The organism is Candidatus Nitrosopumilus sp. SW, from assembly GCF_006740685.1.
GTDB lineage: Archaea > Thermoproteota > Nitrososphaeria > Nitrososphaerales > Nitrosopumilaceae > Nitrosopumilus.
In genome coordinates this window covers 886506-906935 of record NZ_CP035425.1, presented here as the reverse complement: position 1 = coordinate 906935, position 20430 = coordinate 886506, and the positions used below count along the sequence as shown (strand labels likewise).

Annotated in this window: 24 protein-coding genes; 12 read left to right on the top strand and 12 right to left on the bottom strand. The window is 32.9% G+C overall.

All coding sequences use genetic code 11. The features are described from left to right. The 6 genes from Nisw_RS05490 to Nisw_RS05465 form a co-directional block, all read right to left on the bottom strand. Nucleotides 1–384: a hypothetical protein gene (locus Nisw_RS05490; protein WP_141977222.1), complete on the bottom strand. Its 384-nt coding sequence runs from the start codon at nucleotides 382–384 to the stop codon at nucleotides 1–3. A 55-nt stretch (nucleotides 385–439) separates the two neighbouring features. Next, nucleotides 440–628 carry a hypothetical protein gene (locus Nisw_RS05485; RefSeq protein WP_141977220.1) on the bottom strand — a complete coding sequence of 63 codons (189 nt, stop codon included), beginning with the start codon at nucleotides 626–628 and terminating at the stop codon, nucleotides 440–442. A gap of 167 nt (nucleotides 629–795) precedes the next feature. Beyond that, nucleotides 796–1137, bottom strand: coding sequence for a hypothetical protein (locus tag Nisw_RS05480; protein ID WP_141977218.1), 342 nt, complete (start codon nucleotides 1135–1137; stop codon nucleotides 796–798). Nucleotides 1138–1176: 39 nt separating this feature from the next. Further along, complete coding sequence (locus Nisw_RS05475; RefSeq protein WP_141978522.1) at nucleotides 1177–2484, bottom strand: COG1361 S-layer family protein; 1308 nt, start codon at nucleotides 2482–2484, stop codon at nucleotides 1177–1179. Further along, nucleotides 2484–3161, bottom strand: a complete 678-nt coding sequence (locus tag Nisw_RS05470; RefSeq protein ID WP_141977216.1) for an ABC transporter ATP-binding protein — start codon at nucleotides 3159–3161, stop codon at nucleotides 2484–2486. Before Nisw_RS05470 ends, Nisw_RS05475 begins: the two co-directional genes overlap by 1 nt. 19 nt (nucleotides 3162–3180) lie before the next feature. Beyond that, nucleotides 3181–4338 (bottom strand): ABC transporter permease, encoded by a 1158-nt coding sequence (locus tag Nisw_RS05465; protein ID WP_141978520.1) that lies wholly within the window; start codon nucleotides 4336–4338, stop codon nucleotides 3181–3183. A gap of 146 nt (nucleotides 4339–4484) precedes the next feature. Between Nisw_RS05465 and Nisw_RS05460 the strand changes: the two genes are divergently transcribed. Beyond that, entirely contained in the window at nucleotides 4485–5387 is a 903-nt protein-coding gene (locus Nisw_RS05460) for a winged helix-turn-helix transcriptional regulator (protein WP_141977214.1), read from the top strand. A gap of 24 nt (nucleotides 5388–5411) precedes the next feature. Beyond that, complete coding sequence (locus Nisw_RS05455; protein ID WP_141977212.1) at nucleotides 5412–5927, top strand: NUDIX hydrolase; 516 nt, start codon at nucleotides 5412–5414, stop codon at nucleotides 5925–5927. On the opposite strand, the gene Nisw_RS05450 is transcribed toward Nisw_RS05455, so the two are convergent. Beyond that, a complete protein-coding gene (locus Nisw_RS05450) occupies nucleotides 5928–6908 on the bottom strand; it encodes a phosphate uptake regulator PhoU (protein WP_141977210.1) in 981 nt (326 codons plus the stop codon). A 65-nt stretch (nucleotides 6909–6973) separates the two neighbouring features. On the opposite strand from Nisw_RS05450, the gene Nisw_RS05445 reads away from it, so the two are divergent. Genes Nisw_RS05445 through Nisw_RS05415 form a run of 7 tightly spaced genes read left to right on the top strand, consistent with a single transcriptional unit; the run spans nucleotide 6974 to nucleotide 12239 of the window. After that, nucleotides 6974–7885, top strand: a complete 912-nt coding sequence (locus tag Nisw_RS05445) for a pantoate kinase (RefSeq protein ID WP_141977208.1) — start codon at nucleotides 6974–6976, stop codon at nucleotides 7883–7885. A 10-nt stretch (nucleotides 7886–7895) separates the two neighbouring features. Then, nucleotides 7896–8660 carry a 4-phosphopantoate--beta-alanine ligase gene (locus Nisw_RS05440; protein WP_141977206.1) on the top strand — a complete coding sequence of 255 codons (765 nt, stop codon included), beginning with the start codon at nucleotides 7896–7898 and terminating at the stop codon, nucleotides 8658–8660. Beyond that, the gene (gene panB, locus Nisw_RS05435) at nucleotides 8653–9492 is read left to right on the top strand and encodes a 3-methyl-2-oxobutanoate hydroxymethyltransferase (RefSeq protein ID WP_141977204.1); all 840 of its coding nucleotides are present in this window, start codon (nucleotides 8653–8655) and stop codon (nucleotides 9490–9492) included. The genes Nisw_RS05440 and panB overlap by 8 nt, the downstream gene beginning before the upstream one ends. After that, nucleotides 9482–10726 carry a bifunctional phosphopantothenoylcysteine decarboxylase/phosphopantothenate--cysteine ligase CoaBC gene (gene coaBC / locus Nisw_RS05430; RefSeq protein ID WP_185736685.1) on the top strand — a complete coding sequence of 415 codons (1245 nt, stop codon included), beginning with the start codon at nucleotides 9482–9484 and terminating at the stop codon, nucleotides 10724–10726. Before panB ends, coaBC begins: the two co-directional genes overlap by 11 nt. Continuing rightward, the gene (locus tag Nisw_RS05425) at nucleotides 10723–10902 is read left to right on the top strand and encodes a hypothetical protein (protein ID WP_141977200.1); all 180 of its coding nucleotides are present in this window, start codon (nucleotides 10723–10725) and stop codon (nucleotides 10900–10902) included. Before coaBC ends, Nisw_RS05425 begins: the two co-directional genes overlap by 4 nt. Continuing rightward, nucleotides 10899–11741, top strand: coding sequence for a methyltransferase domain-containing protein (locus tag Nisw_RS05420; protein WP_141977198.1), 843 nt, complete (start codon nucleotides 10899–10901; stop codon nucleotides 11739–11741). Before Nisw_RS05425 ends, Nisw_RS05420 begins: the two co-directional genes overlap by 4 nt. 15 nt (nucleotides 11742–11756) lie before the next feature. After that, nucleotides 11757–12239, top strand: a complete 483-nt coding sequence (locus Nisw_RS05415) for a hypothetical protein (protein ID WP_141977196.1) — start codon at nucleotides 11757–11759, stop codon at nucleotides 12237–12239. A gap of 2 nt (nucleotides 12240–12241) precedes the next feature. Here the strand turns inward: Nisw_RS05415 and Nisw_RS05410 are convergent, their stop codons facing one another. Next, nucleotides 12242–13306, bottom strand: a complete 1065-nt coding sequence (locus Nisw_RS05410; RefSeq protein ID WP_141977194.1) for a Xaa-Pro peptidase family protein — start codon at nucleotides 13304–13306, stop codon at nucleotides 12242–12244. Nucleotides 13307–13377: 71 nt separating this feature from the next. Between Nisw_RS05410 and Nisw_RS05405 the strand changes: the two genes are divergently transcribed. Both Nisw_RS05405 and sepF read left to right on the top strand, forming a co-directional pair. After that, nucleotides 13378–14391 (top strand): DUF814 domain-containing protein, encoded by a 1014-nt coding sequence (locus Nisw_RS05405; protein ID WP_141977192.1) that lies wholly within the window; start codon nucleotides 13378–13380, stop codon nucleotides 14389–14391. Nucleotides 14392–14464: 73 nt separating this feature from the next. After that, nucleotides 14465–14743 carry a cell division protein SepF gene (gene sepF / locus Nisw_RS05400; RefSeq protein WP_141977190.1) on the top strand — a complete coding sequence of 93 codons (279 nt, stop codon included), beginning with the start codon at nucleotides 14465–14467 and terminating at the stop codon, nucleotides 14741–14743. On the opposite strand, the gene Nisw_RS05395 is transcribed toward sepF, so the two are convergent. Both Nisw_RS05395 and psmB read right to left on the bottom strand, forming a co-directional pair. After that, nucleotides 14735–16675 (bottom strand): beta-CASP ribonuclease aCPSF1, encoded by a 1941-nt coding sequence (locus Nisw_RS05395; RefSeq protein WP_141977188.1) that lies wholly within the window; start codon nucleotides 16673–16675, stop codon nucleotides 14735–14737. The genes sepF and Nisw_RS05395 overlap by 9 nt on opposite strands. 7 nt (nucleotides 16676–16682) lie before the next feature. Then, nucleotides 16683–17324: an archaeal proteasome endopeptidase complex subunit beta gene (psmB, locus tag Nisw_RS05390; RefSeq protein ID WP_255430723.1), complete on the bottom strand. Its 642-nt coding sequence runs from the start codon at nucleotides 17322–17324 to the stop codon at nucleotides 16683–16685. Nucleotides 17325–17392: 68 nt separating this feature from the next. Here psmB and Nisw_RS05385 point away from each other — a divergent pair, with 68 nt between their 5' ends. Further along, nucleotides 17393–18457: a sn-glycerol-1-phosphate dehydrogenase gene (locus tag Nisw_RS05385; RefSeq protein WP_141977184.1), complete on the top strand. Its 1065-nt coding sequence runs from the start codon at nucleotides 17393–17395 to the stop codon at nucleotides 18455–18457. A gap of 1 nt (nucleotide 18458) precedes the next feature. On the opposite strand, the gene Nisw_RS05380 is transcribed toward Nisw_RS05385, so the two are convergent. Both Nisw_RS05380 and Nisw_RS05375 read right to left on the bottom strand, forming a co-directional pair. After that, on the bottom strand, nucleotides 18459–19205 hold the full coding sequence (locus tag Nisw_RS05380; protein WP_141977182.1) for an FKBP-type peptidyl-prolyl cis-trans isomerase: 747 nt from the start codon (nucleotides 19203–19205) through the stop codon (nucleotides 18459–18461). 42 nt (nucleotides 19206–19247) lie between these two features. Continuing rightward, a complete protein-coding gene (locus Nisw_RS05375) occupies nucleotides 19248–20393 on the bottom strand; it encodes an alanine--glyoxylate aminotransferase family protein (protein WP_141977180.1) in 1146 nt (381 codons plus the stop codon). Nucleotides 20394–20430: the final 37 nt, after the last annotated feature.

Sequence of the window (20430 nt, the reverse complement as noted above, 5' to 3'; positions counted from 1 at the left end):
TTACTCCAAATAATCTTTGATCTTTTTTGATGCAACGTATCCAATGTATCCAGAAAGAACCGAGGACACTAATCCAGATGTTAAAGAAAGTTTTTTTGAATTATTATTAAAAACAGATTTTGCAATTTTAGAACCGCCAAAAATTGCACAAGCTAAACCAATCAAAACTTCTGGTGCATCATAAACAAGATGACCAATAGGATCTTTTCTTGGATCAATTTTATCAGTATGTACTAAAAATTTGTCATCGTATTCTCTAATGTGTAAATTACCATAACGATATTGTTTTAGTGCACCATTTTTTTGTCCTAGAATAGTTTCTTCAGCTCCATCAATCATGAATTCTCGTAATTCTTTTGGAACCTCAATCTCACCAAATGGCATGATCGCAAGATCGAGTAATTGTTTATATTTTTAGTGTAAAGTATAGGATTCTCAGTTAATTTCTGAGCCTGTCTTTTGTAAATATTACAAAACTAATTCCAAATGCTATGAGCATTCCAATTCCAGTTGCATATGCATAATTGAATCCAACTCCAGGATGGGTTTCTTGATGATAGTTATTTATCAAAAATGTTGCAACTAACAAAATAGAACCAATTATTGTTAGTTTTCTATGAGTTTCCAATAATCATAATTTTTACAATTACTATATGAATTTAGAAAAATTACAGTAGTGGGGTCGTAATAAATCCCACAATACTACCAGCTAGAAATAGAAATATTCCCTTTGCCATACCGATTCCCAATTTAATATGACACAATTATGATATAAGTTTTGAATTGATTTTCAGATCAAGGATCAGATTCCATTTTAGATAATCTTTGAATAACTTGTTCAAGTTCTGCCTTATTGTCATTAATTACACGTTTTACAACTTCGATCTCTTTATTGATTTGTGCTAATTGCTCATTATCAGAATTTTTGATTTGATTTTCCAAGTCTTCTAAAACTTTTTGATTGTATTGATTAATTTTTTCTAATTCATTTTTGTATTTCTCTAATTTTGTATATTGATCAGAGAATTCTGAAAGTTCAGGAATATCTGCAATTTCTTGATTTGCCATAAAGCCAGAAATAGCAACAATACCACCTATTGCTAATGCTGCAATGATAACAACAATACTTAATCTCATCTTAAATTGCCTTTAATTCTCCAAAATAATATTAAAAATTTAATCACTGCCCGTAATTGCAGTTTTTTTACGCCTACGCATTAGGTAAATTCCCACACCAATAGCAATTACTATTGGAACGATAATCATTGAAGAATCAGGTCCAGATTCATTATCATTTGTAGGTTCATTTACAAGGATAGTAGTATCTTCAATTACAAAGAGTTCATCTCTAACACCATCTTTGTATCTTACAGTAATTGTGATGTCATGTTCCCCATACTCGGGTTCACCGTCAAATTCAATTGGAATGTTAAATGGTACAGGTGCATCCACTTCAATTTCATCAATAAATTGAGTATTTGGTTTGATGTTTGAATCACCACGAGGCTCAACACTAACAAATCCAAACAAACCATCTTCGTTTCCTTCATTGATGATTTCTCCAATTATCATCTGATTTCCAGATAATTCAATTACATCGACATTGAATATTGTAAGATCTATCAACCCTTTAATGTAAAAATCAACAATTTTTGAAATTACATGTTGGTCACCATGTGCATTATAGTATGATATGGTCAAAGGAATTCTAAGAGTGTCATCTTTCAATCCCTCTGGAACATAGACTGTAGCAGTAAGATGTCTAGCAGATTTTGGTTCAATGTTTCCAACATCCCAATTAGATTCTAGAATTACAACATTTTCTACATTGGTAGTGGAAGATGTAGTTGATGCCCGTTCTGTTTGTGTGTTGGATGCAACAATATCAACACTAGATATTGGTGCTGTTCCATCATTAGCAATTTCAATTACTACATTGTTTGTTCTAAGAGATGTAAGAAATGGTTCTAAGGCTCTTACGTTAATCACACTATCACCAGTTACCTTAAACTGAAAGTCTTCAAATGCAGTTCTAACACCAGACTCTCTTAATCTAGAATAATCAACTTTTACTGTTCCAGGATATTGTTGAATATTGACATTTTTATCGATATTTACAAAGAATGTCAAGTGGAAATTTTCTCCTGCTGAAGAGTTTGAATCACTGTCGGCTTTAATGATTGAGCCTGGTCCATCAGAAGCCGAAAATCCAAAAGGCAATGATAATTGTCCTTTGATTCCTGTAATGTCTTGAGTTCCAACATTTGCAAATACTACAGTAAATGGAACATTACTATCGCCTGCTTCAACTTCGATTTTTTGATTTAGTGTACCAAAATATGCATCTAAGAATTTGACATCACCAAAATCTCGCTCAAATGGAGAGTCTCCAAATCCACCAGATGTAATTTGGGCATAGGAATTCCCCATGATTAATGGAACTAACAAAACTCCAAGTAACAATGAGAGTAATTTTTGATTCATCATGCTAAAACCTCCATTTCAGATGGCATATCTCCTTCAAAGGCTTTACCATCTTTAATTGTGATTACTTTGTCTACATCACCAAAATGTTGACGATCGTGTGTAACAATAACAAATGTTTGATTGAGTTTTTTTGCCATAGATTTCATCAATTGAACTATTGTCTCAGATGTAACAGAATCAAGATTTCCTGTTGGTTCATCAGCCAAAACAATTGATGGTTTATTGATTAATCCTCTTGCAATAGCTGCTCTTTGAGCTTGTCCACCTGAAATTTTATTTGCGCGTTTATTGATTTGATCTTCTAATCCAACTGCTTTTAGTAAGTCTCTTGCATCCTTTTCAGCAGTTTTATTTGTTCCACCTATTTGTCGTGGCAATAGAACATTTTCTAGAACTGTTAGGTCAGAAAGCAAATTTGAGAATTGGAAGATAAATCCTAGTTTTTTATTTCTAAATGAAGAAATTTTATCATCATCAAGAGTAGTAGTATCAACTCCATCAATGAAGATTTTACCATTTGTAGGGCGGTCAAGCAAACCAATCATGTTAAGTAAAGTGGATTTTCCTGAACCAGAACTTCCAACAATTAAAACAATTTGACCTTGTTCAACTGAAAGAGTAGCATTATCAAGTGCTTTGACTTTATTTTCTCCTTCTCCATAGACTTTGCTCAAATTGTTAATTTCTAATACCTTAGACAGTTCTCATCGCCTCCACAGGTAATAGCTTAGTTGCCCTATACGAGGGATAGAGTGATGCAATAATTGCCAAAATAAACGAAGTCAAAGCGGTTTGGATAATCTTCTCCCAGTTATAGGTAACCTCAAGAGGCAAACTATTGTTAAACGACATTTTAGTTTCCTTTGCATAAAATGTATAACCCAAGCCTGCAGCTGTGCCTACACCAGCACCAATTGCTCCAATTATCATTCCTTGGAAAATAAATATAATTAGAATATCTTTTCTTTTTGCTCCAATAGATCTCATTACACCAATTTCACGAGTTTTTCCATTTACTAACATCATCTGAATAGTTACAATAGCAAAAGCTGAAGACATCATTCCAAAATAACCAATCATGTTAATCATTGCAATACCAGATCTAAAACCAGCTAGTTGTTCTTCAGCTGATTCTTCTATTGTTTCAGCTTTAAAATCATCATTTGGAAATGAACGTAAGAAGAATTCCTTTACTTCAAATGCTTTTGTTGGATCATTTAGTTTTACCATAAAAGATCCTGTATCACCAGGTCTATTCATCATGTCACGTAAAGTATCAATATGAATAACTGCTGTATAATCAAACCCTTGTCCACCAGGTGACTTTGCAATTCCTGAAACAGTAAATCTTCTGATTTGATCTTCTCCCCATCTATCAACTACTAGAACTTTGACACTGTCACCAACTTGAGCTCCACCAAGATCTCTTGCAACATTAGAACCTAATACAATAGAATTTCTTGAAAAAACGTAACTTCCTTCTGAAACAGTTTCATGAACAGTTGATGCTCGGATATCTCTAAAGGGATCAATTCCAACTATGGGTACACGTGTTTCTTCAATTAGTTTTCCATTTTTTGTCATATTCATTTCGGCAGTTGATGAAAGCCGCGGTGTTGCCGCCTCCACATATGGAATTCTTTCAAACCAACTTACAACAGATAAATCAGATTTATCGATATAGTCTGCTTCATCAGTAACAAGAATGTCACCATTTCTGTAATCGCTAATATCTCTAACAATTGCATCAAACAATCCTTGGAAAATTACAAAATTTACATGAATAACTAAAATTCCAATTGTAACTGCTAAAACTGCTCCAATCAAGCTTCCTTTTTTGTTGAATAGCATTCTTTTTGCTAATCTCAATCGATATTCCACGAGATCAGTAAAATAGTCTGATATTTAATGTGTTTCATACATAGTGCTAACAATATAGACAATTTTATATCATATTGGTTTTTTATGAATTCTAGAATAACATTGAAGGTTACAAAATGGACAATTTAGATATGAAAATTTTGAGCAGGCTGCTCAACAATTGCCGGGAATCAGATAGACAGATTGGAAAAGAACTAGGACTATCAGGAGGAGCGGTTCGAGCAAGAATAAAAAAAATGCAAGAAAGCGGAGTAATTGAAGAATTTGTCATCAAAATCGAACCACCAACTTTGGGTCATGGTGTATTGTACTTTGTAGTATCAGGAGAAAATATTCAAGAGATTTTAGAGCAAGTCAGTTTAGTAGGTGAGCCATACATTGTGGTTCCATGTATTGGTGGAGTAACAGTATGTGGTATTGCTATTCAAGAAAAATTAGAGCAAAAGATTGATCTTGCAAAAAAATTGATGAAAGATCTTAGAGTATTGTCAATTTTTGAAGCTGAAAATTCAGCATTTAATTCAAATTTGACAAAAACAGATTTAGAAATTTTAGAGGAATTAATTAAAGAACCAAGACAAAAAATTGAAAAAATTGCAAAGAATACAAATCTATCAACAAAGACAGTAACAAGATGTATAGAAAAACTACATGATAATGATGGTTTTCAATTCACTTTAATTTATGATCCTAAAAAAATTGAAGATTTTATCCCTCATGCAGTACTTACATGGATTGATGGAGATTTGAAAGATGCATTAGAAAATTTGAATAATACATTTTCAGAATCATATTTACAAATTCCATTTATTGCAAAAAACCAAATTGTGTTATTTTTGTATAGTGATAGTATATTCAAAATGGATGAATTAACACAAAAAGTTAGAACAAGTAAAAATGTAAAATCAGCAGACCTGTTCATCCCTAAAAAAATCTCATTTTATACAAATTGGATAAAAAAATCAATTGAAGAGTCAAAGAAATCACCAAAATTACATCTTACATATCAAACCAATTAAATAATAATAATTTCATGAAATCACATGAAGAAGAAAAAGATCTATGAAGGAAAAATCCTAGGTCTTAGTGTTTATGATGGAAAAATTGAAGGAAGGAAAGTAAAACGAGAAGTAATAGAACACAGAGGAGCTGCTGCTATGCTTGCCTTTGATGAAGATAAAAAAGTAATTTTAGTAAAGCAACATAGATTTCCACATGGATATGTTTTAGAGATTCCTGCAGGAACATTAGAAAAAAGAGAGCAGCCTATCAAATGTGCATTTAGAGAATTAGAAGAAGAAACAGGATACAGAGCAAAGAAAATGACTCCGCTAATCACTTACTACCCATCAATTGGCTATAATTCAGAGATTATCCACTGTTTTGTAGCCTCAGGATTGAAGAAAATTGCAGATTTGAAACTTGATGACGATGAGATTCTCTCAGTAATGAAAGTGGATATGAAAAAACTGCTTAGCATGATAAAGTCTGGAAAAATTCAAGATTCAAAGACCATATGCGCCGTTTTAACATATGCTGCAAAAAAGAAGCTATACTAACTATTCATTATAGATTGGTTGTACAAGATCTGCCACATCAGCCCAAGATTGAGCTATTCGCTCAAACATAAACACCATATCAAGAAAATCTATTGGAATTTCTTTTTTGTTGCCTAATGTGGTTCTAAGTTTACCAAGTTGTTCTTCGAATTTTTTGTGTAAAGATATTGCTTCAATTGCTAAAAGCCTATCAGGTTTTGTAAAAGCATCAATTGATTTTTCTGCTAATGTGTTAAAGTCTTTTACAACATCATGGATTTTTTTATATTGTTCTTTTGACAAAGATGAATTGTAAATAAAATCAGAAAGTTCTACAATAGAATCACCAGCATTCTCCAGAAGGTTTGCTGCAACTCTATAATCAAGAACATCGATGTTTTCTAAATTAAATGCATTTGCTAATCTTTTATCAACAAGTGTACTACGAATTAATCGTACAAGTAAGAAATATTGTCTATTTACTTCTGCATCACGTTTTGATAATGTTTGCAAATTTGATTTATCATCTGCAATTAATCCATTTGATGCATCATCATACATTCCAAGAGCAATAGAACTCATACGTTTGAGAATTTTTTCAGGATTGAGTGTTGTAGAATCTAATAGAAACTGCATGTTAATGTGAGAAGAATCCTCTTCAATTATTTCCATTCCAACAAGTCGTCTCATAGAATTACGAATTTTTTCTCTATCTTCACCTGGAATTATAGAATCAGAATTAATCTCAATAATATCATATCCTAAAAGATAAGCACCAGTAATGTCAGCTACAATATTTTCTTCTTTTGGTAAGGGATATGATATTACAACTTCTTTTGTCGGACGAGTTTCTCTGTTTGCAGAAATTGAAATACTGTCCTGACCAGTTTCAAGTTCAACTTGACTGCTTTTGTCCAGTTTGTTTGCATCAACCCATTCTTTTGGGAGTGAAACTAGAATGCTACTTCCTATTCTTTGCAGGCGTCTAACAAATTTAGTCAATTTATACTAATTTAATTAATTTAAGCCATATTCTTATATTTTGTGTAAAATTTAAACTCAGATCAATGGAGGGAACAGCATTTTGTCCTGCACACATTACAGGTTTCTTCAAGGCTCATTTAGAGAACAACCAAAACAATTTAGAAAATCTGGGCTCGATGGGGGCAGGTTTTTCAATCAAACAAGGAGTCACGACAAAAGTACGAATTGATGAGAGAAATAATCAAGAATCAAACTTTAGAATTACAACAAAGGGGTATCAATCTGACAAAACGGATGTCTCAGAATTTGTATTAAATGAATTTCTAAAGATTGGTAATTTTGAGGACAAGTTCTTTGATATTGAACATGAAATTTCAATTCCAGTAGGATATGGTTTAGGTTCTAGTAGTGCTGTTGCATTATCATTATCATTTGCATTAGATCAAGCACTTGAAACAAAATTAGATAGAAATACAATTGGACAAATTGCACATAATGCAGAAGTAAATTGTAAAACAGGATTAGGAGATGTTTTAGCTTCATTTCATGGAGGATTTGAAATTCGTGTAAAACCAGGAGCACCAGGAATTGGAACAGTTGAAAAGATTTCTACAGATAAAATTTCAATTATCATGATTTGTTTCTCACCAATTTCAACTAACAAATTCATCAAAGAAAGACTTTCTCAAATTAATGGACTTGGTGGAAAAATGGTTAACAGGTTATTAGAATCAAAAGATTATCAACACTTTCAAGATATGTCACTGGAATTTGCAAAATATGTAGATGTAATGACACCTAGAATGCAAAAAATAGTTGATGAATTGACTCAAAATAATATCAAGTGTGGAATTGCACTTTTTGGTGAAACAATTTTCTCGATGATTCCAAAAGAAAATGAGGATAAGGTTTTAGAAATTTTACAAAAATATTCTGAGGGAGTAATAATAAATTCAGAGTTGGATGATATTGGAGCAAGGGTTCTAAATAATTAATTGAAGTTACATGTCATTAATTCCAAAGTCACATCCAAGGGCAAAGTCACTTTTAATTCGTGAAAAACTTGTTAGTGGTTTTGACAAAGGATTAGTAGCTAAAGAAGGACTTTTGGCTCAAGGAAGAGGAGAGGCATTTGACTATTTACTTGGTGAAAAGACAAATCAGGCTGCAAAACGGGCCATAAAGGCAGCAGCTGCACAATTACTCCAGGCTCAAAGACCAGTTATCTCAGTTAATGGAAATGTTGCAGCCTTGTGCCCAAAGGAGATTATCAAATTATCAAAGCAAATCAAAGCCAAACTAGAGGTAAATCTATTCTATACAAATGAGAAGAGAAAGCAAGCAATTATCAAAACTCTCAAAAAAAATGGTGCAAAAGAAATTCTAGGTACAAATTCAGCAAATTCTACAAAATTACCAGGAATCGATTCAGCACGAAGAATAGTAGACAAGGATGGAATTTTTGCAGCTGATGTTGTAGTTGTTCCATTAGAAGATGGTGATAGAACTATGGCATTAAGAAATGCAGGGAAAATAGTCATAACATTTGATCTAAACCCCCTTTCACGAACTGCACAGACTGCCAATATTACAATTGTAGATAATGTAACACGAGCAATAGAGTTACTAATTTCTGAATCAAAAAAATTAGCAAAGAGAAATGAAACAAGTCTTCAAAAAATAATTTTAGATTTTGATAACAAGAAAAATCTGACAGAAAATGTGATTCAGATAAAAAATAATCTAACACGGAGGGCAAGGATTGCATAAATCAGTACAAGATATCATAAATATGAAAAAAGAAAAAAAGAAAATCTCTGTAATTACAGGTTATGACTATACATTAGCATCATTATGTGACAAAGCAGGAATTGATGTCTTACTAGTTGGAGATAGTGCAGGAATGGTAATGCTTGGTTATGAAAATACAATTCCTGTAACAATGGATCAGATGTGTATGTTTACTGAAGCAGTTAGCAGAGCACGAAATAATGCATTACTTGTTGCAGATTTACCATTTATGTCATATCAAGCAAGTATAGAAGATGCAATTAACAATTCAGGTAGACTAGTCAAAGCAGGAGCTGATGCAGTTAAACTAGAAGGAGGTTCAATTATGGCTGAAACAATTAGTGCAATCGTTGATGTTGGAATTCCTGTAATGGGACATATTGGATTACAACCTCAAACAACAATGCTTTCACAAGGTTACAAAGTACAAGGAAGAACACAAGATTCTGCAATGAGACTAATCCAAGATGCAAAAGAATTAGAAGAAGCAGGAGTGTTTAGTATAGCTTTAGAAATGGTAAGTCATGAGGTTGCACAAATAATTTCTGAAACAGTTAGTGTTCCAATAATAGGAATTGGTTCAGGAGTAAATTGTGATGGGCAAGTACTAGTGGTTCAGGATTTACTTGGAATGTATGACAAGATAAAACCAAAATTTGCAAAAAGATACATGAATCTCTCTGAAGACATTGTAAAATCCCTTGAAGATTACAAAAAGGATGTAGAATCAAGTACATTTCCTGCAGAAGAAAATTGGTTTTCAATGGATCCTGAAGAACTGAAAAAATTACGTGAGCAAATTGGCAGATAAAAAGAAAGTAAACGAACACCCATCACTAGATATTGTTTCATCACACGGTGTGGAATTAACAGGGAAAAGAATTGTTTTGTGTGTAGCTGGAAGTGTTGCAGCATACAAAGCAATAGAGCTTGCAAGATTACTCATGAGACATGGTGCAGATGTAACATGTTTAGCAAGTGGAGCAGTAACAAAACTGATCCAGCCTGATTATTTTAAATGGGCTACAGGAAATGATGTAATTACAAAACTTACAGGTAAACTAGAGCACATAAAATTGGCTGATTACAATCAATCAGACCTAGTAATTGTATATCCAGCTACAGCAAATACTCTGGGAAAACTAGCAAATGGTATTGATGATACTCCAATTTCAACGGTTCTAACTGTGGGATTTGGTTCTAAAATTCCAATTTTGATGTGTTTGGCAATGCATGAATCAATGTATGACAATTCTGCTGTAAAAAAGAACATTAAATTTCTAAAAAACAAAATTCAATTTCTTTCCCCACAAATGATTGAAGGAAAAGCTAAAGCTCCTGAACCTGAAGACGTTTTAGATTTTGTACTAAAGAAATTTGGATTTTCATCTACACTAGAAAATAAAAAAGTGTTAATGACTGCAGGTCCAACAATAGAATACATTGATCCAATTAGAGTAATTACAAATCTTAGTTCAGGAAAAACAGGAGTACTATTAGCTGCAGAATTAATCTCAGCTGGTGCCAAAGTCACTTTAATTTATGGTCCAGGAAATGAGGAACCACCAAAAGGTGCCAAAATAATCAATGTTACAACAAACAAAGAGATGTTTGATGCAACAAAAAAAGAACTAGAGAAAAAATACGATATTGTAATTATGGCGGCAGCTGTATCAGACTATACTCCTGAAAAATTATCAAAATCTAAGATAAAGAGTAACAAAAAATCACTTACAATTAGGCTCAAAAAGACACCAAAAATCATTGATCAAGTAAAAAAATCTCAAAAAAATACCATATTGGTTGGATTCAAAGCAGAAACAAATCTATCAAAATCTGCTCTAATCAAATCGGCTAAAACAAAATTAAAAGAATCTAATGCGGATTTAATCATTGCAAATGACATTGGTACAAAATATCAAAAGAATCCAAACAATAATCAGATCATAATTGTTGATGACAAAAAAACAACAACATCAGGATGGAAGAAAAAAGAAAAAATCGTAAAAATGATTAGAAAAGAGATTGAAAAGAAAATAAAATGAAAAATTCTGAACTAAGAAAACTAGTATCACAATACAAAGAAATTACAAATAAACAAAAAAAGAAACATACTGATAGCTCCAAACTAGCTGAAAAACAAAAGGAAATAGAACATAGATACTTTCATGAAACAGGAAGAACATTAAAATCAGATCTAAAAGAGTTTAAAGAAAATTGAAAGTAAAACCATTTGATTATAAAAAACGAAACATGTCAGTTTGGAATGAAGTTGCACCAAGATATCACAAAAGATGGGCAACAGCTAAAAGAGGTCCATTCCAAAGTACAAAAAAATTAGTTGAATTAATTGATGTTAAAAAAGGAGATCGTATTCTTGATGTTGCAAGCGGAACAGGTGTTGTTACAAAATTATTAAATCAAAAGGTAGGAAAATCAGGATTTGTAGTTGGTGCAGATACATCAACTACTGCAATTAAAGTTGCAAAAAATTGGAACAAAAAATCTTCAAATTTATTATTTGTAAATGCTGATGCTGAAAATTTTTCATTCAAAGAAAAATTTGATATCATAACATGCCAGTATGCATTATTTTTTTTCCCAAATGCCCAAAAAGCTCTAAAAAATATGAAAAATAGCCTCAAAGAATCAGGCAAATTAGGAATATCCGTTCATGGGCACCCTGATAGAGTCCCATATTTTGATAGTATTTTTGAGGCTGTAACTCAATTTATCCCAAATTATGTTCCACCTGGAACTCCTGATTTTGATAGATTTGGGACAAAAAAATCACTCAAAGATGAAATAAAAAAAGCAGGTTTTAGAAAAATTACAGTAAAAGATTACAATTTCCCATATAGTCCAGGTACATTTGAGCAATACTGGAATAATTATCTCAGATATGTAGCAAAACCAATCAAAGAAAAATTAGATGCGCTTGAAAGATCCCAAAGAAAAGAGCTCAAAGAGATGGTAAAAGAAAACACAAAACCATACACAAAAAGGAATGGAATAATTCAATTTCCTTGGGAAGTTTTAATTTTAACAGCAAAACACTAGAAAATTAAGAAGAAAATGGCTAAAGACAAGAAAAAGAAGGAAGAAGATAAACCAAAAAAAACAGGTTTAAAGGCGTTTCTTAAAAAAAGAGCACCATTTTATCTTGCAGCCATTGCACTAATAGCAATTTCAGCTCAAACGGTATTATCAGAGAAGAATTTTGATAACAGTCTACCAGAATTATCAAAAGAGGAGCAAAGAGTAGCAGATATTTTGTTGAACTATAATGCAGGTGTAGAATCAAAACTGACGATAAAAGAAGTGATAAAAAATCAAATAGATGAAGAATATCCAGATGAGAAAATCTATGAACATAAAAAAACTGTTCTAGATTTGTCAGTTACAAATGTAAATTCAGATGAATACAATGTAATTTTGAATTTCAAATCATACAAGGGAGAAATGAATTTTGATTGGAATGTTAATGTAGAGTCTCAGGAAATTACATCAAACAATCCTGAATCAAAACACATTATTGATGTTGTAACCTTTTCCTAGGCTCAAATTGTAATTAGATCTTTAGTAAATTTGTGCATTACAACAGGTTTTTTCTTAACAATTAGTGAATCTTCAATTCTAATTCCAAATTTATTTTCAATATAGATCCCAGGTTCTACTGTAATTGCCATATTTTCTTCAAGTTTTGTATCACTTCGGTACGAAACAGTTGGAAGTTCGTGTACTTCTAATCCAATTCCATGTCCCGTGGAATGAATAAAATATCGACCATAATTTTTTTCGTCAATGTATTTTCTACATGCAGAATCCACATCTTTACAATTTACATTTGGTTTTACAGCTTTTAATCCAAGTTTTTGAGATTCCTTAACAATTTCATATGCTTCTTTTGCTTGTGACGAAATATTTCCAATTGCAAATGTTCTTGTTGCATCAGAAACATATCCTTTGTATCTTAATGTAAGATCAGTTACAATTAGATCACCTTTTTTGAATTTTCTATTTGTTACTTGAGCATGTGGTAATGCACCATTTGGACCACTAGCAATAATCAATGGATTAAGAGTAGATTTGTATCCAGTATCAAACATTTGTTGTTCCATTGCATATGTCATCAAAATTGTTTGTAATTCTGACTCTTTTTGTCCTTCTTTGATCTTTTTTGTACAGATTTCAAACATTTCATCAATGATTTTAGATGCTTTTTTGAGGGTTTTGATCTCATTTTCATCTTTAATTATACGAGAATTGTAAAATGGTTCTGTAGAGGATTTTATTTTTGGAACAGATTTTTTTAAAGATGTCATAATAGAATAGTTTTGGCAATCAGTACAAACACGATTTTTCTTTATTTTTTTTACAAGTGAAGAAACAAGACCAGTTCCACGTTCTGCTGTAATCACATCACAATCTTTAGATTCATCTTTGGCCCTTCCAATCTCAAGTTCTGGAGCAATAATGGTAGTTTTTCCATTCTTTTCTAATAGACCAATAGCCTCACCCCAAAATCCAGTCATGTAAAAGAGATTTTCAGGCTCAAAAGTAACCAAGGTGTCACACCCGATCTTTTGGGCGTTTTTTAGTAGATTTTTCCTACGTTGTTTCACACACAAAAACACCTGTTTCTCAATTTATGTATGATGCAAAGTTTGTATATGGAAATTCAGTTTAGATCGCTGTGACTGAAGAAAAAGAGAAGAAGAAAGTTGTTGCATTATTGTCTGGAGGTCTAGACAGTCAGCTTGCTGTCAGAATGATGCAAGAGCAAGGATTTGATGTATCTGCAGTTGCAATAAAGACTCCATTTTGTGATTTTGATTGTGGAAGAGGTTGTGGATTTGAAATTAGAGAAAGAGCAGACGATCTTAATGTAAATTTGAAGACGGTGTATCTTGGTGATGAATATATCGAGATGTTAAAACATCCAAAACATGGTATTGGTGCGGGATTTAATCCATGTGTTGATTGTAGAACTATGATGTTTGATGCTGCAAAAAAACACATGGAAGAGATTGGTGCTGAGTTTATTGTATCAGGAGAAGTTTTAGGTCAACGTCCAATGAGTCAACATGCACCATCGTTAAAACTAATTGAAAAAGAATCTGGGCTTGAAGGAAAAATTGTAAGACCCTTATCTGCTAGATTACTTCCAGAAACAATTCCAGAAAAAGAAGGATTGATCAAAAGAGAAAATCTTGGAATGATAAGAGGTAGAACAAGAAGAAATCAATTAGACATGGCAGAAAAATATGGAATTGAAAATCCTCCTAATGCTGGTGGTGGATGTCTATTAACAGAACCACAGTTCGGAATTAAAGCTAAAGATCTTTTTAAACACGTTGAAAATCCAACAATTAATGATATTGATTTGTTAAAAATTGGGAGACATTTCAGATTAGATGAAGAAACAAAATTTGTTGTTGGTAGAAACAAAGACGAAAATGAAATGATTAAAGCAATTGCATTACCAAATGATATTTTACTTGAATCAAAAGATCATGTTGGACCAACATCAATTCTAAGAGGCAAGAATGCAAAAGATCATACAAAATTTGCAGCATCTGTAACTCTAAGATATTCAGATGCGCCAAAAAATCAACAAGAAATTGTTTTAGTAAAAATGGGAGACGTTAGTGAAGAAATTAGTGCTAAAAGCATAGAAGAAGAAGATTACATTAAATTTAGAATTTAGGCGTGAATTTTTAAAAAAATTAGTTAAAACTAAGGAAGAGTTTTTGAGGGAGTAGATCGCATTTTCAATTAGAATGCAAAAGCAAGAAAATACGACATTTCTAAAGGCCATAACCATTAGAGATATCAGTGATGTACACTCGATTCAAGAGGATATCAAAAAAGATATGATTTTGATTCTTAGAGTGACACCGCTAGCTCAAAAAGATGTGGAACAGCTTCGAAAAGTTGTTGAAGAATTGTATTCTATTGCAAAAAGTGCTGGTGCAGATATTGCAAGATTGGGTGAGGAAAGAATTATTGTTGCTCCATCAAACATAAAGATCTGGAAACCAGAATATGATCTAAAATAATTTTATTGCTTCTTGAATTTGAGGATAATGAGCAGGGACTCTGTGCATTCTTCTAATATTCATGGCAAGATTTTCGGATTTCTTTCTTTCACCGTGATTAACTAGTACTCTTCGCAGTTTTGGTCTTAGTCTTTGTACAAAGGACATTAGTTGATTATAATCACTATGTCCACTAAATCCATCTAGTTTTTCTACACCACAGTTAATTGTGACAACTTCAACTTTACCTTCCTTTCCCAACATGGTTGCCTGTTTTGATCCATCAAGAACTCTTCTTCCCAGAGTTCCGTTTACCTGATAGGATACAAAGAGAACTTTGCTCTTTTTGTCAGGAGCAATATTTTTGAAATATTCTAAAACAGGTCCACCTTCCAACATTCCAGATGTTGCTAAAATTATACAAGGAGAATCTTCTCTCATAGGTTCTTCTCTAGCATCTGCATGCTCAATGTTTGTGAAATATTCAGAATCAAATGGATTATCATCTGTTTCCAGAATTTTTTGTTTTAGTTCACGTGCAAGATATTCAGGGTATGATTCATGGATTGCTGATGCTTCTGAAATCATTCCCTCAGTAAATACTGGAGCCTCAATCATTTCACCAGATTTCATATAATGATCAATTACCATCATAATTTCTTGTGCACGGCCAACTGCAGGAATAGGAATTAGAACTTTACCACCATCTGCAAGGGTATTGTTTACAGCATTAATGAAAGCAGACTCAACTTCTTGTCTACTGGGTTGAATGTCTTCTTTAAGGCCATACGTACTTTCTATTAGTAATGTTTCTACTCTTGGGAAATTCCAACTGGCAGCTTCAAACAAAATACTTTTTCCAAATTTAATATCACCAGAATAAACAAAGTTGTGATCGCCATTTCCAATATGAAAGTGACATAATGCAGAACCTAGAATATGACCTGCATTTGCAAGGACTAGTTTAATGTCAGGAGAGATATCAGTTACGGTTCCATATGGTAAAGTAATTGTTTGTCGCATGATTTGTTTTACATCACGTTCAGAATAGATTGGAGTTCTTCCTTGAGCTGCTGCAACTTTGATTGCATCTAATTGGATTAGATTCATCATTGGTAATGTCGGCTCAGTACAATAGATTGGTCCTTTGTATCCATATTTACACAATGTAGGTAAGAATCCAGTATGATCCAAGTGTGCATGGCCAATAACTATAGCATCAAGATCATCTAGTGTGATATTCAAAGAGTCCAATCTAGGAAATGCATCCATTGGAGAACGTGCACCAGGATTTATTCCACAATCAATGAGTATCTTACTTTCAGGTGTAGAGAGCAATAATGAGGAACGTCCAACTTGACCAAATCCACCAAGAGTATAAAGTGAAACTTCTGTTCTTTGAGTTAATCTAGGTCTGAAAATTTCATCGCCAACTTGTTTTAGTTGTTTACTTCTTTCAGCAGAAGCTTGTTTGAGAGTTGCATTAATGGTTTGAATTGTACGAGATGGAACGGTTGTAGCCTTTCTTACACGTATTTTCCAGCCTGTTTTCTCAGTTACTTCAGCATGATTGAATTCTTTTGCATTTCTTTGTAACAACCAAGGTCGTTTTGCTTCAATTGAAACTTCACCAGTTGCAGTATCAAATAGAGTATTTTGTAATTTAGCATCATCTGGAACCAAACTTGCAATAATTTTTCTGGCATCATCTTCAGGCTTTCTAATTGATTCATCAGTTCTAACTACAATTCGTTTTTTGATTACACTTACAAGGTTTGAAATTGTTTCATTATTTTCCATCAAATATCGAGGAGAATTTGTATAAAGTGCAATACGTGGTCCCTCATATTCAATTTTTGTAACATTAGCTTCTTTAGGTATACTTTGCAGTATGGTGGCCATTATATTCTGGCTACTAGGAGGTAATTCTTTTTGTTGTTGTTTTCTTTGCATTAAATCACTAAAGTTCAATGACTGCTTTCTTTTGTTCTTCAGTCAAAAGACGGAATCCATCTTTATCCATTATTGCGATGTTAATTCCATCGCCGGTACCAATGTTTCTAACAATTGCTGCTTTTACAGCTCTCAAAGCAATTTTTTTTGCTTCTTCAACTGTAAGATCTTCTCTGTATTCTTCTTCAAGTAAACCATAAGCTACTGGTGAACCACTACCAGTTGTAACATATGATTTCTTTTCAACTGAGCCAAACATATCGATGTTAAACAATGCTGGACCTTCTGCATCATATCCACCAACCAAAATATCAGCCATGAATGGATATCCTCTGTTTTGATGGAAAATCAATGAGCAAAGTCTTGCAAGTGAATGAATGGATATTGGTCCATGTTTTTCAACTCTATGAAGATTAGAATGATAACGTAAAATATCAACAATGTTTTGTGCATCAGCAACACCACCGGCTAGGGTCAATCCAGCATGATCATCTATTTTTTGAATTTTCATCGTGTTATTGTTTGCAATAAAATATCCAGCGCTTGCCCTCATATCTGCACACAAAACTACACCATCCTTTGCCTTGATACCTACAGTGGTAGTCCCGTGCAGAATTTTTTCTTCGACATTATTTGACAAAAAATACACCTATTAAGATAAAGTAAATGGCATTTCACCCTTTTAAATAACTTTTTGATCTCTGGAAATCATAAATAATGACAAAAAATCAAGATCGCATGAAATCACATACAATGGAATTACCTAGGCAGATTGTTGTAGGTGAAAAAAACATAAATGAATTTGGTGAATTTTTACACAATTTAACAAAACCAAAAAAAATTTCTCTAATTTCAGGAATTCATGTTAAAAAAGTTCTTAGACAAAAAATTGAAAAATCATTAAAAACTAAAAAAATCAAATTTGTGTGGCACACATCAAAAGATAATCAAATTAGCACTCTAAATAAAATTCAAAAAGATGTAAAAAAAGATCATAGTGATATTATTGCAGGTATTGGCGGTGGACGATCTGTTGATGCTGCAAAATTAATTTCCTTTAATTTAGATATTCCATTTGTCAGTGTACCAACTGCAGCATCACATGATGGAGTATCAAGTCCATTTGTTTCAGTTAAAAGTGACAAACCACATTCTATTGTTGCATCTGCACCATTAGGGGTTTTTGTAGATATAGATATCATCAAAAAAGCACCGTCAAGATTACTTGCTAGCGGTTGCGGGGATCTGATCGCAAATATTATTGCAGTTAAAGATTGGCAATTAGGTCATCAAAAAACTGGAGAATATTATGGAACTTACTCAGCAGAATTGGCCATGATGAGTGCCATGATGGTACTAGACAACTCAAAGAAATATGCAAAAAAGGGATTAGATGCAAGAGTAATTGTTGAGGCTTTGATTAGTGCAGGAGTTGCTTCATGTATTGCAGGAAGTAGCAGACCATGTTCTGGTGCTGAACATCTATTTTCACATGCTTTAGACAAAATCGCACCAGGAAAGGGATTACATGGAGAAAAATGCGGAATAGGTTCTATTATGATTGGTAAACTTCAAGGACAAGATTGGAAAAAAATTGTTAAAACATTGAAAGATGTTGGTGCACCAACAACTGCAAAACAAATCGGTTTAACTGAAGAACAAATAGTTGATGCTTTAGTTATTGCACAAGACTTGAGACCTGAAAGATACACAATTCTAAAAGAAGTAGAGATGACAGAAAGAAAGGCAAAAAGTCTAGCTAAGAGTACTAAAGTTATTTAATTTAAGCAGCCTTTTGTTCAGGTGATTTTTCTTTTGTTTCAGTTTTCTTTTCTTGAGTTTGTTTGTTGACATGGGTTTCAACAAAGTTTACTTTTTCTAAAGTAGGAACAAATTTGAAAATATCTAATTGGATAAAGTGTTTCATTATTTGTAAACCATCTGCACGAAGAATTTCTTCAGGAATAGTAATGCTAACTTCTTTATCTTTCAAGTCAAATGAAATTTTTGAGTCTTCTACGGGAAGTCTATTTTTTAAAATTCCATCAACTTTATCGTTTGGAGAATCAAGAGATTTGATAACATTAACATCAAAAAGAATTGTTTTTCCTGCGTATCTATGATTATAATCAATTTGGACTCTTCCTGAACCAATAAAACGAATTATTCCACGTTTATTATCAACTTCAATTGTATCACCAACTGAAACTTTCTCTGCATCCTCACCTAGCTTTCTAATTGGAATCATTCTGACTTTACCAGAGTCTCTTTCACCAAAGCCTTTGTCAGGTGTAACTTCAACTGTAAGTTTGTCACCAACAGATGTTTTTGCAAGAGCCTCATCAAGTCCTTTTAGAACTGGATATGAAACTTCGCCAATTGAAACTAGTTTTGGTTGATATTTGACATTTTGCTCATGAATAGAATATTTTTTTGCATCTTCTTCAAGAGTTGTATCAAATACTTCTTCACTATCTTTGACCTTTGCTGTATAATCAACTAAGACTAGTGAACCTTTATCGAAAGTCAATGTGATCGGTCTCGAATTTCCTTATATTAAGTTAACACGGTTTTAGAGAGACTTGAGTTTTTCTTCAGCAGTTTTTAGTCCTGCTTGAGCATCTACCTCATATCCCATCATTGCTAATGTTGATGAGATTGCAGAAATTGTTCTCATTACATGATATGGACTAACTTCACCCATACATCCAACTCTAAACACTTTACCTTTGAGATTTCCAAATCCACCTGCAACAAGAACTTTGAATTTGTTTGCAAGTGTATTTCTAAATGTCTTATCTTCAAGACCATCAAGATAATTTAATGCAACAATAGAGATAGAACGATCTTCTTCTTTTGCAAATGGAGATAATCCCATTGCACTAAGTCCAGAGTACAATGCATCTGAACATACCTTGTGTCTATTGAATACGTTTTGTAATCCTTCTTCAAGTAGGATTGCTAATGCTTCTCTGTATGCATAAAGTAAAGGTAATGCTGGTGTGAAAGGAGTATGTTTTTCCTCATCATAATATTTGAAGTATCTTGCTAAATTGAAATACATTGTAGATGGAGGATTTTCTTGCATGTATTTTTTAGCTTTAGGACTAACTGAGATTGGAGAAATTCCTGGAGGAGCTGCAATTGCTTTTTGTGCTCCAGTCATACATACATCAATGTTCCATTTATCAACTGGAAGTGGTGCACCCCCTAAGAGAGATACAGAGTCTACTACATAGAATGCATCATTTCTAGATGTTAAATCAGATATTCTATCAAGATAATTGACCATAGTTCCTGTTGAGGTTTCATTATGAACAACATAGAATGCTTTGACATCCTTGTTATTGTCAAATGCTTCTTTTACTTGATCAAAAGTTGCATTTTCTCCAGGAGGAGTTTCAAGCTTTACTACGTTTGCTCCTTGGCCTTCAATTAATTGAGATAATCTATTACTAAATTCACCGTTTACTGGAATGATTACTTTGTCACCTTTCTTAACTAAATTAACAACTCCTGCTTCAACAGCACCAGTTCCAGATGCAGACAATGCTACAACATCGTTTTTAGTTTCAAAGACTTGTTGAGTTTTGTCAATGACATCTGTGTATAATTCAACAAAATCATCACTTCTATGGTTGATGATTGGTGCCAACATAGCTCTCATTACGCGATTAGGTACGTTTGTTGGTCCTGGAAGCATTGAAAGATATTCCATGTGTATCTACCTGTCAGTACTATACGGGGTTTATTTA